The 15,925-nt window shown below is 71.0% G+C and carries 13 protein-coding genes and 1 pseudogene; 4 read left to right on the top strand and 10 right to left on the bottom strand.

What is annotated here, in order from left to right; genetic code table 11:
- Window positions 1-86 precede the first annotated feature (86 nt).
- From ACFV5H_RS13185 to ACFV5H_RS13160, 6 genes are all read right to left on the bottom strand, one after another.
- Window positions 87-305, bottom strand: a complete 219-nt coding sequence (locus ACFV5H_RS13185) for a hypothetical protein (protein WP_385194637.1) — start codon at window positions 303-305, stop codon at window positions 87-89.
- 465 nt (window positions 306-770) lie between these two features.
- Entirely contained in the window at window positions 771-3,668 is a 2,898-nt protein-coding gene (locus ACFV5H_RS13180) for a hypothetical protein (RefSeq protein ID WP_385194634.1), read from the bottom strand.
- Window positions 3,665-4,789 (bottom strand): AAA family ATPase, encoded by a 1,125-nt coding sequence (locus ACFV5H_RS13175; protein WP_385194631.1) that lies wholly within the window; start codon window positions 4,787-4,789, stop codon window positions 3,665-3,667. The genes ACFV5H_RS13180 and ACFV5H_RS13175 overlap by 4 nt, the downstream gene beginning before the upstream one ends.
- 51 nt (window positions 4,790-4,840) lie before the next feature.
- Window positions 4,841-6,265 carry a VWA domain-containing protein gene (locus ACFV5H_RS13170; RefSeq protein WP_385194629.1) on the bottom strand — a complete coding sequence of 475 codons (1,425 nt, stop codon included), beginning with the start codon at window positions 6,263-6,265 and terminating at the stop codon, window positions 4,841-4,843.
- A complete protein-coding gene (locus ACFV5H_RS13165) occupies window positions 6,262-7,656 on the bottom strand; it encodes a hypothetical protein (protein ID WP_385194626.1) in 1,395 nt (464 codons plus the stop codon). Before ACFV5H_RS13165 ends, ACFV5H_RS13170 begins: the two co-directional genes overlap by 4 nt.
- Window positions 7,656-8,174: a hypothetical protein gene (locus tag ACFV5H_RS13160; RefSeq protein WP_385194623.1), complete on the bottom strand. Its 519-nt coding sequence runs from the start codon at window positions 8,172-8,174 to the stop codon at window positions 7,656-7,658. The genes ACFV5H_RS13165 and ACFV5H_RS13160 overlap by 1 nt, the downstream gene beginning before the upstream one ends.
- A 360-nt stretch (window positions 8,175-8,534) precedes the next feature.
- Here ACFV5H_RS13160 and ACFV5H_RS13155 point away from each other — a divergent pair, with 360 nt between their 5' ends.
- The 4 genes from ACFV5H_RS13155 to ACFV5H_RS13140 all read left to right on the top strand — a co-directional run bounded on the left by ACFV5H_RS13155 (window position 8,535) and on the right by ACFV5H_RS13140 (window position 12,254).
- Entirely contained in the window at window positions 8,535-8,711 is a 177-nt protein-coding gene (locus tag ACFV5H_RS13155; protein ID WP_385194620.1) for a hypothetical protein, read from the top strand.
- A gap of 107 nt (window positions 8,712-8,818) precedes the next feature.
- Window positions 8,819-10,477 carry an N-6 DNA methylase gene (locus tag ACFV5H_RS13150; RefSeq protein ID WP_385044454.1) on the top strand — a complete coding sequence of 553 codons (1,659 nt, stop codon included), beginning with the start codon at window positions 8,819-8,821 and terminating at the stop codon, window positions 10,475-10,477.
- Window positions 10,478-10,583: 106 nt separating this feature from the next.
- Entirely contained in the window at window positions 10,584-10,982 is a 399-nt protein-coding gene (locus ACFV5H_RS13145) for a hypothetical protein (RefSeq protein ID WP_385044457.1), read from the top strand.
- A gap of 249 nt (window positions 10,983-11,231) precedes the next feature.
- On the top strand, window positions 11,232-12,254 hold the full coding sequence (locus tag ACFV5H_RS13140) for an alpha/beta hydrolase (RefSeq protein WP_385044646.1): 1,023 nt from the start codon (window positions 11,232-11,234) through the stop codon (window positions 12,252-12,254).
- A gap of 122 nt (window positions 12,255-12,376) precedes the next feature.
- Here the strand turns inward: ACFV5H_RS13140 and ACFV5H_RS13135 are convergent, their stop codons facing one another.
- The 4 genes and pseudogenes from ACFV5H_RS13135 to ACFV5H_RS13120 form a co-directional block, all read right to left on the bottom strand.
- Window positions 12,377-13,030, bottom strand: coding sequence for a class I SAM-dependent methyltransferase (locus ACFV5H_RS13135; RefSeq protein ID WP_385194618.1), 654 nt, complete (start codon window positions 13,028-13,030; stop codon window positions 12,377-12,379).
- Between the two features lie 65 nt (window positions 13,031-13,095).
- On the bottom strand, window positions 13,096-13,881 hold the full coding sequence (locus tag ACFV5H_RS13130; RefSeq protein ID WP_385194615.1) for a hypothetical protein: 786 nt from the start codon (window positions 13,879-13,881) through the stop codon (window positions 13,096-13,098).
- Window positions 13,882-13,956: 75 nt separating this feature from the next.
- Window positions 13,957-15,129 (bottom strand): prenyltransferase/squalene oxidase repeat-containing protein, encoded by a 1,173-nt coding sequence (locus tag ACFV5H_RS13125; protein WP_385194732.1) that lies wholly within the window; start codon window positions 15,127-15,129, stop codon window positions 13,957-13,959.
- 501 nt (window positions 15,130-15,630) lie between these two features.
- A pseudogene (locus ACFV5H_RS13120) lies at window positions 15,631-15,851 on the bottom strand (transposase); the annotation flags it as partial.
- Window positions 15,852-15,925 lie beyond the last annotated feature (74 nt).

The following is a 15,925-nucleotide window of genomic DNA, read 5'->3' as shown; positions in this document are numbered from 1 at the left end:
GAAACCCGCTCGCGGCAGCAGCGCGGCGGACACGTGCCTCCGGAACACCGAGCCGTACCGGGATCCGTGGGTCTCCCTTCCCGGGGTCACGGCCCTGGGGACAACCGGCCGCCGGTGCTCGACGCCACCCCGCCGACCACCGGCGGCAGGCGGTCCCGCCAGTACGCCCTCACCGCGCCCGTCCAGCACGCCGGCATGCCCGTACCCGGGGAGACGGCTTCGCCGCCGTCCTGTGGCAACTGCTCGACCACGACGGCGTACAGGCCCTGGAGACCCTGCTGGACAGCCGCACTCCGCGGCTCCACGAGGCGCTGCCACGCGAGCAGTTCGCCCTCGGAGCGGGCTGACGGAACGACTCGGGGTGCCTCGTACCTTGGTTCTGAGACACCCCGACTGGTCCGTCGTCAGACGGTCCCGAGTGTCCGAGCAGGGATCGCCCGGAGATCCGGACAGGGGCGGCCTCCCCGTGCGCCGCCCCTGCGGACGCCTCCGGGGGCGGAGGACCGTGGGCATGACCGGCAGCCGCATGAGGCTGAGTGGCGTCGCCCGGATGGGCCCGCAGGGTACCCCGCACACGGTGTCGGCTCGGGCACATGGGAGGTGCACCGCCTTTCCCGGCGTCCGGGCCGCATCGGTTCCCGGTACCGCTCGGGGCCTTCGTGCGCCGCTGGGGAGACGCCCGGTACGACGAGGGGAACCGCTACGAGCCGGTGGCCGTTCCGGTGCGGGCGCGGCCGGGTCCCGGTGAGCCCGGAGCCCGGCCGCGGCTGTCATCCGGCTGCGAGCAGGTGCTCCAGGGCCCTGGCCGTTTCCGGATGGCCGGCCGTGAGCGCGGCGCCTCCCGACGAGGGCGGACCGGCCGCCGCCCACCCACTGTCGCAGCCCAGCAGTTCCGCCACCGCGTCGCACGCCGCCGGATGCGCGGTCAGCAACGCCGTGCCCGACGGAGTCGGGGCGTCGGGCCGCGTCCACCCGTCGTCGCAGCCCAGCAACTCCGCGACCGCGTCGCACGTCGCCGGGTGTGCCGTGAGCAGTGCCGCGCCACGACGGACCTCGGCCACGGGCTTCGCGGCGAACGGGTCCGTCTCCGGCATCCGCCACGGCGGCACCCACGCGTCCAGCTCCGCCAGCCGGCCCGGGAAGACCCGCCCCGCCTCGCGGACCATCAGCGGGGCGAGGTCCGCCGCGCCGGAGCGCAGGGTGGTGATCAACAGCGGCAGCCACGGCAGCAGCACCGTGTCCGGCAGCCGCCCGAACGCGTTCGACACCGCCTCCACGACCACGTCCGCCAGCCCCGGCACGGGCTCCAGCGCGTGCACGAAGCCGCTGAGGTAGCGCGGGTAGGAGGGCACCACCAGCGGGTTGTCCAGCAGTTCGTCGCACCGCGCCCGCAGCTCGGTCCGGGACAGGGTGCCCAGATGCACCTGCGCCGCCCACAGCAGTGCCGTCTTCGCCGGGTCGTCGGGGTGCGACTGGGCGACCGCGAGCTCCAGCTGGTTCCGGTCGCAGCCCAGTGACAGCGCGAGGCTCTCCATGGAGAACAGGAAGCCGAGCATCGCCGCGACCTGTCCCACCGTCGCGTCCTCGTCCCGGAACGCCGTCGGCAGCAGCGTGCAGTAGTGGGCGTAACCGGTCTTGACGAACGACTCGATCCACGCCGGCAGCACCGGCTCACTGGTGCGGTAGTACGCCAGCAGCGCACGCACCCGGCGCAGCACCTCCGGCGCCCCGTCGACACCGCGCTCGGCGGCGAGCACCTTCAGCGCGTGCGTGCCGAGCTCGTCGGCGAGCCGGCGGCCGCCCAGGTACAGGAGTGTGTCCTCGACGGCCGCCAGCACCGTCGCCGTGGTCGCCTGCGGCCCGTACGCGTCGCGCCTCAGCCGCTGCTCCAGGACCTGCTCCAGGCTGACACCCTCGTAGCCCAGCTCGATCAGGGCCCGCTGGTGTGTCCCGAGCGCCAGGTCCCACGACTCCTGGATCGACCGCTCACCGAGCCGCCGCTCACCCATGATCGGCCGTGCCGCGCCCTGCGGCAGCAGGCGCCGCAGCATCCACAGCACGTCGGAACACGCCCGTAGTTCCGGCCGGGAGGCCATGTCCAGCAGCGCCCGGCGCACCCCGCGCTGCTCGAGCCTCAGCTCCAGCGGCGCGAGCCGGTCGTACACGTCACGGGCGAGCGGCGGCAGCGAGTCGTACCCGACCCGACCGATCCGGTCACCGCCCATCATGATCTCGACGAGGCGCCGCACGTCCCGCCGCCCCGGGACGCTGTCCTTCTCGATGCAGGTGACCGCCGCGTCCTGGAAGTCGTACGGCGTCGGCTTGGCCCGGTCCCGCATGCCGGCGAGCAGGATCGACGTCTCGAAGACGGCGATGGCGTCGGCGGTGGAGGCGAGATAGCCGTTGCGCCGGGCCGCGCGCACGATCTCCACCGACCAGCCGAGCAGCTCGGCCTCGTCGAGCCCGTCGAGCACGGGCGGCCTGCGCAGGAAGCCCGACAGCTTGTCCGTGGCGACCTCGGACCGTGGAGCGGGGACGACGGCCGCCTTCTTGGCCGCGGACTTCCTCTTCCCGGCCTGGCCCTCCAGCACGTACGGCTTCACACGGGTCCGCTTCAGGCCCTTCGCCCACTCCGTCGCCGCGATCGACACCGAGCCCGCGGCGAGGCCGAACTGCGCCTCGATCGCCGCGTGGCTGGACGGGATCAGACCGTACTGCCAGGTGGTGGCGGTGCGCGGGGAGATCGTGAAGGTGTCCGAGGCGCCGTGCACGCCGAACTCCTCGACGCGGCTGGCCGCGTGGAACGCCCCGCACACGTACAGACAGTCCTCCGGGTCCGTGCCGCTCGCCGCCAGGTGCTCGCGCATCCGGGTCCACATGTACCGTTCGCGGTCCTCGTCCACCCGGAGCCGGGACCCCTCTCCGGGGGCGAGCCGCCGGAACAGGCTGCCGATGAGGAACATCACCTGGCGGTAGGTGTCGTGGTCGCTGTCCCCGAGCGGGACCTCGACGTACTGGTGCCACCACTCCGACCAGTGCCGCACCTTGCCGTGGCGCAGCAGATGCTCCTCCAGCTCGGCGAAGCGCGGCCGCAGGTCGCCGATCTCGACGCCGACGGCCTCACCGTGCAGCGCGGCCTCCGTCTCCTGCGGAGTCCCGGTCTCCTCCTGGGCCGGCTCGTCCCTCCTGTCCCACTGGAAGACGTGGTCCGAGGACCGGTCGACGAGCACCAGCTCGACGCCCGGCGTGTCCAGGGCGTACGCGATCGCCTGGTACTCGGCGGACGCCTCCGTGACCGGTGCCACCACCGACAGCGGGGCCCAGTCGGCCGGGAAGCCGTCGACGTCGCCCGCGAAGGCCTGCACCGCCACCGGCAGCCGGCAGTTGCGCAGCTCGGTCAGGAGCGGCGCCATGTCCTCGCACAGCTCCAGGTACACCACCTTGGGCTGCTTCTCGCGCAGCCGGCGGGCCATGGCGAGCGCCGAGGCGGGGGAGTGGTGACAGACGGGGAAGATCTCCAGCGGCTCGCGCACCGCCCGGTCGACGTCGTCGACCATGCCGAGGAGGATGCCCTCCAGGGCGTCCGGGCCGCCCGCGAACTCGGTCGCCGCCTCCTGCAGTTGTCCGCGCAGCGCGGCGAACGACGTGCTCTCGTGGGATCCGCTCATGACAGGGTGGCGATCGCGTCGCGGCCGCCCTCGAGGAACTCGGGCCAGGAGCCGCCCTCCTCCTTGCTGCGCGGCTCGACGACACCGTGCAGGTACTTGTTGAGGATGGCCAGGTCCTCGGGCTCGCGCCGGGTGAGCGAGCCGACCAGCGAGGAGGCGAGGGCTCGGGCGGTCAGGGTGCGCTCACCGAAGAAGTTGCCGTGCAGGACGGCGTCCTCCAGCACACCGATCTGCTCGGCCGTCGACAGCGCGGACTCCAGCTTCTCGTCGTCGCTGCCGGCCGCGGCGGCGGACGCCCGCAGGTCGGCGAAGCTCTGCAGCAGCACGTCCAGCAGGGTCGGCGGCACGTCCAGGTCGATCGAGTGCCGGCGCAGCAGCTCCTCGGTGCGGAAGCGGACGATCTCCGCCTCGCTCTTCTTGTTCGTCACGACCGGGATGCGGACGAAGTTGAAGCGCCGCTTGAGCGCGGAGGACAGGTCGTTGACGCCCCGGTCGCGGCTGTTGGCCGTGGCGATGACGGAGAAGCCGGGCTTGGCGAAGACGATGTTGTCGTCACCGCCGCCGCTCTCCAGCTCGGGAACCGAGATGTACTTCTCGGAGAGGATCGAGATCAGCGCGTCCTGGACGTCACTCGTGGACCGGGTCAGCTCCTCGAAACGGCCGATGGCACCCGCCTCCATCGCGGTCATGATCGGCGAGGGGATCATCGACTCCCGCGACTGGCCCTTGGCGATGACCATCGACACGTTCCACGAGTACTTGATGTGGTCCTCGGTGGTGCCGGCCGTGCCCTGCACCACCAGCGTGGAGTTGCGGCTGATCGCCGCGGACAGCAGCTCCGCCAGCCAGCTCTTGCCCGTGCCGGGGTCACCGATGAGCAGCAGACCGCGGTCGGAGGCGAGCGTGACGATCGACCGCTCCACGAAGCTGCGGTCGCCGAACCACTTCTGCGACACCTCCCGGTCCAGGCCGTCGGCACGCTTGGAGCCGAGGATGAACAGACGGACCATCTTCGGGGACAGGCGCCACGAGAACGGCTTGGGGTTGTCGTCGATCGACTCCAGCCAGTCGAGCTCCTCGGCGTACTTGATCTCGGCAGGGGCGCGCAGCAGGTCGGACATGAGGGGAAGGCCTTTCCGTACGGTGATCACAGCGAGGTGTGCGGACGCTGATCAGGTGAGGAACGTCTTGAGTTCGTGCACGAGCTTCTTGATGTGGCCGGAGATCACCGGCGTACCGAGGTCCTTGAACTTCTCCCGGAACCACGGGTTGACGCTGCCGCGCCCGGAGCTGGTCACCGAACCCACCGGGATGAACTTCGCCCCCGAGCGGTGAACGGCGGCCATGCTCTCGAACAGCTCGTCGGTGCGCCATTCGTAGAAGTCGGAGATCCACACCACGACGGTGTTGCGCGGCTCGGCGATCTTCGGCTGGGCGAGCGCCATGGCGACGGTGCCGTCGGTGCCACCGCCGAGCTTGGTCCGCAGCAGCGTCTCGAACGGGTCGTGCGCCCAGGGAGTGAGGTCCAGCGCCTGTGTGTCGTACGCGATCAGGTGGACGTCCACCTTCGGCAGCCCGGCGAAGATGGACGCCAGGATGGTGCAGTTGACCATCGAGTCGACCATCGAACCCGACTGGTCCACGACCACGATCAGCCGCTGGGGTGTCGTCTTGCGGCTGGTGTGCCGGTAGTAGAGCCGGTCGACGTAGAGCCGCTCCTCCTCCGGGTCCCAGTTGGTGAGGTTCTTCCAGATGGTGCGGTCGAGATCGAGGTTGCGGTAGACGCGCTTGGGCGGGACGGACCGGTCGAGTTCACCGACCGTGGCCTTTTCCACCTGGGTGCGCAGCACTTCGGTGACCTCGTCGACGTAACGCCGGATCAGCGCCTTGGCGTTGGCGAGGGCGACACCGGAGAGGTTGTTCTTGTCGCGCAGCAACTGCTCGATCAGGGACATGCTCGGGGTCAGCCGGGAGGCCAGCGCGGGGTCGGCCAGCACCTCGCGCAGATGCATGCGCTTGACGAGGCCGGCCTCGATGGAGCCCAGCTCCGGCCCGATCTCGGGGATCAGACGGCTGAGGTCGGGCGTGGGGCCGCCGAAGCCGGTGCCGGTCGGGCCGACGCCCTGCCCGCCTCCCGCGCGGTCGACACCGCCGCGTCCGCCGCGCAGCTCGCCGGGCCTGCAGCCCAGCGCCCGCTCCAACCAGTCCGCGTCGGACTGCCAGCGTGCCAGCTGCTCGGCGGTGACGGTGCCGGAGCCGGAGGCGAAGACGTTCAGCAGCACCTTCGACGCGAGGGCCGCGCGCCGCACCTCGGCGGCCCGGTCACGCGCACCGTCCTCGTCCGGCTCGGGCGTCATCAGCCCGTCGAACTCGGTGGCCAGCTCCGGGTGCCGCTGCACCACGGAGTCGACGGACGCCTGTGGGTCCAGCAGCGCGGACGGCAGGCCGACGTCCTCGACCACGGCCAGACTCGCCGACTCCAGGGACGCCTGCTCCTCGGGATCGAAGAGGCGGGCCAGCAGACGCCAGTACAGCACCTGCCGCCGGTTCTCGTCCGGATCGGGCGCCGGGGCGCCTCCAATGGTCGGCTCGCTCATTTCCGCAGCAGCTTTCCGGCGCGCTCGCGCAGTACCTTCACGGCATCGGTGGCGGCCTTCTCGGCGCGCACGCCGGCCTTGTCGGTCGTACCCCCGGCCCAGGCCCCGGCGTGCACGGCGACGCTCTTCTTCCGCACCGTCCTCTCCACGGCGAGCGGCTGGAGCAGGAACTCCCCGGCGTCCCACCGCAGCAGCCCGACACACGCACCGGACGAGGCGACGACCTCGGGGGTGAGCGGACCGGCGGCCGGAACCCGGTCGGTGTCGACGGCGAGCCGCTGCCCGGCGACCTGGAACGCCACCCCGTTCCCGTCCTCCTCCACGGCGTACCCCTCCAGCAGGACGGGCACGGCGATCCGGGCCGGATGCCGGTCGAGCGGAGCGGTCGCGAAGGCCGTGGCGGCGGGCAGCGCCACCCGCGCGGTGGCGAAGACCTCGGCGGGCTCGCCCGTACGGGCCCGTGCGTCGTCCCAGACCAGATCGCCCTCACCGGTGACGGGCATCGCGTCGAGCTCCATGGCACGCCCCTCGCTCACGGCGGCCAGCAGGGACAGATGCGGCCGGAGCAGCTGCCACAGCCCCGCCCCGACGACGGTGTCGGGCTTCGGCGCGGACACCGAGGCCCGCACCAGCCGCGGTGTGCCGCCGTCCGCCGGCTCGAACACCGCGTGCACCTGCGCCTGTACGGCGGTGGCGTGCTCCTGCACGTCGACACCGAGCGGCAGCAGACGGCCGGTCGCCCCGCCGACCGCGGGGGCGGACGCCGCGCCGGGCAGGGTCAGCAGCACGGCGCGTGACCACAGGTCGGCCCACCGTCGTACGGGCACGTGCTCCAGCGTCGCGCCGGGGCAGGACGCGGCGAGCTCGGCGGCGAAGCCGTCGAGCAGCGTGGCCAGGCGGCGCAGTGCCGGGTCGGGCAGCATGGCGGACACCACGGGTGCGGCACCGGCGACCACCTCGTGGTCGATACCGCGCCAGCCGGCCCGCGCGAGATCGCACAGCCAGCTCCGGGCGGCGACACACAGGTTGACCGCATGCTCCTCCCGGCCGGCCGCGGCCGTGCCGCTCTCCCCCTCCCGCGCCCGCCCGACGGCCTCCTCGGCCCGCGCGACGAGCGCGTCGTGCACGGAGCCGAGCAGCGCGGTGCGCGCGGCGGCGAGTGCGACGAAGTGGTCCTCGCCGGCGGCCCCGGCGGCCGTCTTCTCGGCCGCTTCGGCGACCCGCGCGGCCAGCGGTGATCCGGCGACGGCCTCGGCGAGCCCGGCCAGCCCGACGGCCTGGGCGGGTCCTGGACGGAGAAGGCCGCCCACGAGAACCTCGTCGAACCCGTCCACGGCCGCGAGGGCCTCGTCGAGCCCGTCGACGGTGTCGTTCAGCAGATCGGCACGCATCACGCCACCGCCCTCGTCGTCGGGAACCACTGCATCTCGGGCAACGGAGCGGTGGTCGGCTCGAATTCGAGATAGGCCAGGTGCTGCAGGAACCGGCTGAACACCTGCGCCGCCGCCGAACCGTCGGCATTCACGGGCCGCGTGGCGGTCATCGCGTCGGTGACGTCGTCCCCGTCGGACGCCTCCTCGCCGACCTCGACCTTCAAGTACCGGGTCACCCGCTCGAGGCCGTACTGCAGTACGGCCTCGAAGACGAGCGCCCGTATGTGATTGCAGAACCACCCCCGCGCCCCGCCGCAGGGCCGGTTGTTGTTGGTGCTGCACGCGAACGCGTACGTCCCCGCCTCGACGGACGACACGTACACCCGCCCGATGTCCGACCCGCTGGACACCACACCCTGCAACCGCCCGTCGGCCAGCTCCACGAACGGCACCTTCGCGAGCTTCCGCGGTCGCGCGGGCGGCACCACCCGCGCCGTGCTCGACTTCTCCCGGACCGACAACGCACCATCTCCCATGCATGCGAAAGGGGACGTCAACGCCAGAACGGCGCAACGAGATCAAGCTATCGGCAGCCACTGACAACGCCCTCGGCGCGAGGGGCATCAGGGAACGCCGGTGCGGACCCGGTGACTCCGCCGGGGAACACGTGCCGTGCGTGGCCCCGGTACGACAGGCTGTCCGCAGGGAGGGGCGAGGACGCCCGCGGGACGTTCTCGCTCCTTGCCCGAAGGAGACGTCCGACCTCCGTACCGCCCCGCGGCTGGGGCTCGCCGCGTACGTCCTGCGCCCCGGCGCCGACGCCCGCCGCGCGCTCTTCGGCACCCTGGCCGGCAGCGCGTTCCGCGGTGTGTCCGAGCTGCCCGTGATGACGGACGATGGTCACGACGAGCGCGGGTCCCGCCCACGTCGTCGATCCCGGCGCCTGCTCCGGGACGGCGGCCGACACCCTCGGCATGGTCTGCAGGGCCGCGGGTGGCGGCCTGACCCGCGGGGAGTGGGAGGAGCAGGTGCCGGAGGCCGAGTTCGTGGAGAGGTGCCCGGCCGGCCCGTGAACGGCACCGACAGGTGAGCGGCCCCGGGCCGGCCACGAGGGCGCGCCGTTGACGTCGTCAACGGCGTCCATTGAAACGTGGCCGGAGCGCTGTGTACCGTAGGCGGTATGCCACAGACCCCGGCCACGCCGGCGAACCCGTCGGTCACCGGTTCCGAGATCGCCCGTATCGCGGGGGTCACCCGTGCCGCCGTGTCGAACTGGCGACGGCGGTACGACGACTTCCCGGCGCCGGTCGGAGGTGGCGCCAACAGCCCGCTCTTCGACCTGGCCGAGGTCCAGGCCTGGCTGGACAAGCAGAGCAAGGGACAGGACGTCACCGACGAGGTCCAGCTCTGGCAGGTGCTGCGGGGGGCCTACGGCGACGACATCCTCGGCGGACTCGCGGACATCGCGCACGCCCTCGCCGCTCCCGGTGAGAAGCCCGCCGCCGCGCTGCCCGACCAGGCGGTCCGGATCGCCCGCCACATGGCCGACGACGGTTCCGCCGCGGACGTGGTGAACGGCCTCGCCGAGCGTTTCACGGAGTCCGTACGGCGAGCGGGCTCGGACCAGGTGACCTCTCCCCGAGTGGTCCGGGCCGTCCGGCACTTCGTGGGTGACGTGGCGGCCGACGCGGTGCTGTTCGACCCGGCCTGCGGAATCGGTACTCTCCTGCTCACCATCGGCGCCGAACAGGGCGCGCGGCGCTACGGCCAGGAAGTGGACGTCCGTAGCGCCCGGCTCGCGCGCTCGCGCGCCGGCCTCGCCGGACTTCCCCGTACCGAGATCGAACAGGGCGACTCCCTGCGCGCGGACCGGTGGCCCGACCTCAAGGCCGACCTCGTCGTCTGCGATCCGCCGGTCAGCGACACCGACTGGGGGCGGGAGGACCTCCTCCTCGACCCCCGCTGGGAGCTCGGCACGCCCTCCCGCGCGGAGGGTGAACTCGCCTGGCTCCAGCACGCCTACGCGCACACCGCGCCCGGTGGCCGTCTCGTCATGGTCATGCCCGCCTCGGTGGCCTACCGCAAGGCCGGCCGCCGCATCCGGGCCGAGCTGGTCCGCCGCGGCATCCTCACCCAGATCACCGCGCTGGCCCCCGGCACGGCCGCCGCGCACTCCCTCCCCGTGCACCTGTGGCATCTGCGCCGCCCGCGGACCCCGGACGACGCGGCCACCGCCGTACGTATGGTGGACCTCACCTCCAACGACCCGGACGACCCCCTGGAACCGCGGCCGCAGCAGATCACCGAGGTCCCCCAGATCGATCTGCTCGACGACCTGGTCGACCTCACCCCGAGCCGTCACGTCGAGGAGTCCCACCGCGACTACGTGACCGAGTACGACACCTTGCGCCAGGAGCTGACCGAACAGGTGCGGCGCCTGGCCGAACTGCTCCCCTCCCTGATCGCCGGCGAAGGCACCGGTGCCCTGGACGGCCCGAGCGTCAGCGTCGCCGATCTGATCAGGGCCGGGCTGGTCGAGTACGCGGACCCGGAACCGGTCTCGGTCAGCGATCAGCTCGACACGGACTTCCTCCAGGGCTTCCTGCACAGCGCCGCCAACAGCCGCCGCTCCACCACCGCCAGCGGTACCTTCCGGCTCGACAGCAAGGGCGCCCGCATCCCGCAGATGGACATCACCGCGCAGCGCGGCTACGGGGCCGCGTTCCACGCGCTGAGGGAGTTCGAGGAGCGGTCGCGGAGGGTGGCGGAACTCAGCCGGCAGATCGCGGCACTGGCGCGGGACGGCCTCGGCAACGGTGCCCTGAAACCCGACGCCTGACGCCTCTGTCGAAAACGTGTACGCGCACCCCCCGGGTGTCTGGCACCATGAGTCGCTGCACCGACGTGTCTTCACGCGGGTCGAGCGTCCTACCGAAGGGGATTCCATGGCGGACTGGGTCTACATCCTCGATCCGCGCAGGGACACGCTGGACGGGGAACCGTCCGACAAGGAGACGATGCTCCAACTCGCCGAGGAGGAACCGGAGCTGGAGCTCTGGCTCAGCCGCCGCAACCGTATGGAGCCGGGCGACCGCCTCTGGTTCTTCTTCGCCCGGCCCGAGTCGGCGGTCGCCGCGGTGGCCGAGGTCGACGCGGAACCCCGCCCGGACGACGAGGACCCCGACATCCCCTACGTGGTCCCCGTGACCCTGGTGACCGAGGCGACGAAGGCGCTGTACCGCGACCCGGTGAGCCGCGAGGAACTGGGCCTGGGGCAGGTGCGGTCGGTCCAGAAGGTGAAGCCGGAGGCCCTGCCGGTCCTGCTGGCGCGGGCTGGGCTGTAGGCGGCGCGGCGGCCCCCGTCGGAGGAGTCGTACGACTCCGGCGTGAACGCGGACTCCGGGACGCCCTGGGACTCCTCACCGACGGTCACCGGTAAGGAGTCGAGCGGCGCCCGGTGTCCGGTGAGATGAACCCGGACGCATCGTCGTGACCGCCCAGGGGAAGGGCAGTTGCGACGCACTCCCGCGTCCAGCCCGGTCGAACCGTTCATACAGCGACGAACCGCACCCCAGGGAGCCGCCTTGCCAGCGATCACGACTGCCGTCCTTGCTCTCCGGTCCAGGTCCCTGCTCGTTCTCGCCGCGTTACTTCTCACCCTCGTGCCGACCGCACCGGCGCTCGCCGTCACGGAGCGGGGAGCCGACGCCTCACCCCGTTCGTCGCATCCGCGCGGCGCCGAGGTCGTCGCGGTCACACAGGTCGCCGACCGGCAGGTCGACCTGTCGGTGAAGTCGGCGGCCCTGGGCGGCCGTACGGTCGAGGTCCGCCTCCTCACCCCCGACGGCTGGAACCCCGGCGACCGGCGCAGGCACTGGCCGACCCTGTGGCTCCTGCACGGCTGCTGCGGCGACTACACCTCCTGGACCGCCATGACCGACGTCGCCGGGACGGACAGCCTGCGCGACGTCCTGGTCGTCATGCCGGAGGCCGGCTGGAACGGCTGGTACAGCGACTGGTGGAACCACGGCGAGGGCGGCGACCCCGCATGGGAGACCTTCCACACGGTGGAACTGCGCCACCTCCTCGAGCGCGACTGGGGCGCCGGCCGGAACCGTGTCGTCGCCGGCCTGTCGATGGGAGGCCAGGGCGCCCTGCTCTACGCCGCCCGGCACCCCGGCATGTTCAAGGCGACCGCCGCGTACTCCGGCTCCGCCCACCCGCTCCTGAACGACGAGTCGTCCGACCGCGTCATGGGATTCTTCGCCGGCCAGGGCGACGACCCGCTGCGGGTCTGGGGCGACCCCGTCGCACAGCGCCGTATCTGGCAGGCCCACGACCCGTTCCACCTGGCCGAGCGCCTCAAGTCGCTCCCCGTGTATCTGTCCTGCGGCGACGGCACCACCGGCCCCCTGGACGCCCCGGGCGGCACCAGCGCCCTCGAGGCCGACTTCAACCGGCAGAACCACGCCCTGGCCGCCGAACTGAAGCGTGTGGGCGCGAAGCACCTGACCACCCACTTCTACGGCCCGGGAACCCACGGCTGGGCTTACTGGGAACGCGAACTGCACGCGTCCCTGCCGATGCTGCTCGGCGCCCTCGGCGTCAACGGCTGACAGGACAGGAGGAGCCGCGGTTCCGTCAGAAGGCACGGTCCCTTCCCGGCGTCCCGGGGACAACGGGGAGGGCGGAAGACCGGCGACAGCGCTGCGGGCCCATGAGAAGAAGGGCGAAGGAGTCAGCCGGTGTGCGCCCGGGCGAAGCAGTGCAGCCAGCGGGACTCCGCGCTGCGGGATGTCATCCGGACGGGGGTCAGCCTCGCGTCCCGCAGGAATTCGGCAAGCATGACGCCCGAAATGCGGGCGTAGTAGCGCACGAAGTCCTGCCCCTTGGTCTGCCAGCCGGACGAGTCGTCGAGATGAACGCTGACGAAGAGCAGGCCCGAGGGTTTCAGCACGCGGTGGCATTCGGTCAGCGCCTGGAGCATGTGCGGAGGGATCAGGTGGTGCAGGACCGCATTCATCCAGAGGCCGTCGAACGAGCGGTCCCGGAAGGGGAGCGAACGGATGTCACCTTCGACGAAGTACGACTTGGGCACCCGCTCGCGTGCCATGCGCAGGAGCTTTTCGGAGCGGTCGATCCCGTGCACCGTGTGCCCGAGCGAGCTCAGGTATTCGGCGTCACGGCCGTGTCCGCATCCCGCGTCGAGCAGGGACGCGGCGCAGGGAATTTCCTTGTCGAAGAACGTGAGGAGATCTTTCACTTCGCTGATCGAGTCGTTCTGTGCCGCGTAACGGGCGGCACAACGATCGTAGGAGGAGATCGTTCCGCTATAGAACCACTCCGCCTCCTGTTCTTCGTCCAATAAGCTGATGGGCATGATATCGATCACCTTCTCTGTGTGAATCTGTTGTCGCAGAGTAGCAATCAGACTCGATGATCGCCGTGTCATCGCTCTTATTCATGCCTGTGGGTGGGCGCCAGCGTGCTTGTGCGATCGGTCTCGTCCCGTCGTGCGATATCGCGGCTCCCGCGTACGCTCAGGCCCTCCCGCCACTCGTCCGCCTCCAGGAACAGCGCTGTCGCCGTGATGTCGTGCAGCACTGCGTCATCGGCGAAAACCACCTCGTCCCGCCAGTCGGAGCGCACCGAGAAAGCTTCGGCGGAACCCTGGGAGAAGTGCGCGACGAATCGCCGGAAATACTGTGACGGCAAGGCGCCGTCCGGCGGCCGGAAAAACATTCCGCGTTCCCCTTCGTGTGTTCCGACCGTGAAGGAATGGTAGGAGGAACCCGGCTCCTCCAACGCCGTCCGGCGAGTGTTCCAGTCCGCCGGGTTCAGGGGGCTTCCCACGTATCCGTCCGCCTTCGTGTACTGATCCAGCAGATCCAGGGCCCCCGGTCCGACGCAGTTCGGCAGGACGTGCACGTGGGCGTGCTCGGTGGGGGCGCATTTCACCCGGTGGGGCAACAGCGCTCCGGCTCGGCCCGTTCCGTGCTCGAAGGCCAGGTACGAGTCACGGCCGAAGTGTTCGGCCAGCCGGAGGCCCACCTCGCGACAGACCTCCTCGAAGCGCACCCTCTCGGCGGGCGGCAGGAGGGCGGCGGCGAGGATGTGCAGGTCGGGAATGACCAGCACGTGTCCGGCGCTCAACGGAGCCACTTCGGCCAGCAGGACGTGGCGGTCGACGAACCAGTGCTGCCGGACGGGAGGGAACGCGTGGGCGGACCGCGCCAGCTCCACGTACTCCGTCGTGGGTGCCCCTGTGGCGAGTATCCGGCAGAACGTGCACTCTAAATCGTCCAAGGGAATCCCCCCTCAGGTCGTGCGTCGATTCCTGTAGTGCTCCATGACGAACAGTCCCAGGGGGAGGACGAGCCCCAAGGTGAAATCCTGCCAGGAGAACCTGTCCAGTCCCACCAGCAGGATTCCGAGAAGCGCGGACAGGGAGAGCAGGGCCACGGACCAGTGGCGGCCGAAGGCACGGGCGAGCCGGGACCGGCGCTGCGCCCGGATGATGGCGGTCAGCGATTGGTCGCCGGCGTCGGCACGCTGGATCACGACGAGGGACGGCGACCAGAGGATGTGATCGGACGGCATCGCGGGGGAGACGCGCCGCAGGTCGCACAGCGCGCTCACGAACGGCGCCACGGACCAGATCGACTCCCCCGATCCACCGTGCACGTTGGGCCAGGCACCGCTCGGCAACTGTCCCGACGTGATGGTTTCGAACGCGCCGGTGATCAGCTCGGCGGGCGCGCCCCTGGGGTGCCGCAGAAGGGCGGACGCGGCGAACGCGAGACCGTAGTGCGGCATGATCGTCTGCCACACCACCGGCGTGCCGCTCTCGTCGAGGACCGAGGTGTTGTAGCTCTCCACCCGTGCGTCCCGGTCGTCGAGCCTGGTGGTGTCGAGATGGGCGGTGAGCCATTCGAAGGCGGGAAGCGTGCGGCTGTCGTTCCACTGGGGACGGAGTTCGAGAATCGTCACCAGGGCGAACGAGGTGTGGGTCACCGTGGGGGACCGCCCGGGTATTTCGCCCCAGCCGCCGGACTCGCTGCGGGCCGCCATCAGCCATTCGAGGCCCGTGGTGATGGCGGCCGCGTAAGGATTGAGCTGGTGCAGCGCGCGCAGTCCCAGGCATGTCAGCCACACACGTGACGGGCATCCGGCCAGGGAACCCCAACCCCCGTCGGTGTTCTGGTTGTTGACCAGCCATGCGTACGCCGCTCGGGCGTCCGGCCCGTCGGCGATCAGGCCGGTCCGGGCCGTTCCGATGGCGTAGGCGACCCAGCCGGTGGCTTCCATGACCGGATGACCGAGGCTGGTGTTGGTCGACCAGCCGCCGTTCATCCGGGGATCCGCCGACCGGACCTGACGCTCGCGGAGAAAGCCCAGGCAGTCGTCGAAGTGGTCGAAGGGCTCCCCGACGTGGTGGAACATCTCGAGGCCGACGGCCGTCGCCGTGGGGCCGGGGACGGGCGCGTCCAATTGGTGGTACCACCCGCCGACCCCGGGAACCCGTCCTTGTCGAAAACGGTTGCGCATAAAGGACAGGGCATTTTCCAATGCCTGTTCCGTACGGGCCAGATCGATACTGACGCCGATCGCCGTCACCATGAGGCGGGCCCCCGTCCACCTGCCGTTCCCCCGGATTCTTCGGAGCGTACTACGCCATACACCGAGAAGGTAGCGATTGGTCATTCTTCCCGCGGGGCCGACCGTCCACCGCCGACGGGAACTGAACTGCAGTTCGACATGGGATTCGGTGTGCTGAAGAAACTGAGAAGGGTGCGTTCCTTGATATCCCGTGGAGCGCGGGTTGCCGGGAGAGAGGGCGACGCCGAAAAGCGAAATCGACTGCCCGGGCCCGCAACAGCGACCACGACAGGAGCCCGTGACGGGGCCTTGTCGAAGATCCGCCGGCCGAGCGTGACCGGCGTCCAGGACCGCGGTCCAGGACATGGCGCCCGGCTCCAGCACGGCCGGCACCGTCCGCAGCCGATCGACGTCGATCCGGCCGTGGTCCGGACCGCCGTACATCGCTCCGTGCCCGCGGTGGCGCTCGGGCAACAGGGCCAGGTCCACCGGGGACACAGCGCCGCGTCCATCAGATCGAACAACTCGTCGCGCCGAGCGGTCGGACACTCGAAGAACAAGCTGAGATCGCCGAGGCGGCCGTGCCGGTTCAGGTGGTAGGCCGTGTCCTTCACGCGGAGCGGAGCATCGGCCGGTCCCTGGACGTGAACACGAGAGGGGCCCGGCTGATGCCGGGCCCCTCTTTTCG

It is taken from the genome of Streptomyces sp. NPDC059787 (genome assembly GCF_042732315.1).
Taxonomy (GTDB): domain Bacteria; phylum Actinomycetota; class Actinomycetes; order Streptomycetales; family Streptomycetaceae; genus Streptomyces; species Streptomyces atrovirens.
The sequence above is the reverse complement of the archived record's forward strand: the minus strand, read 5'-3'. Positions and strand labels throughout refer to the sequence as shown.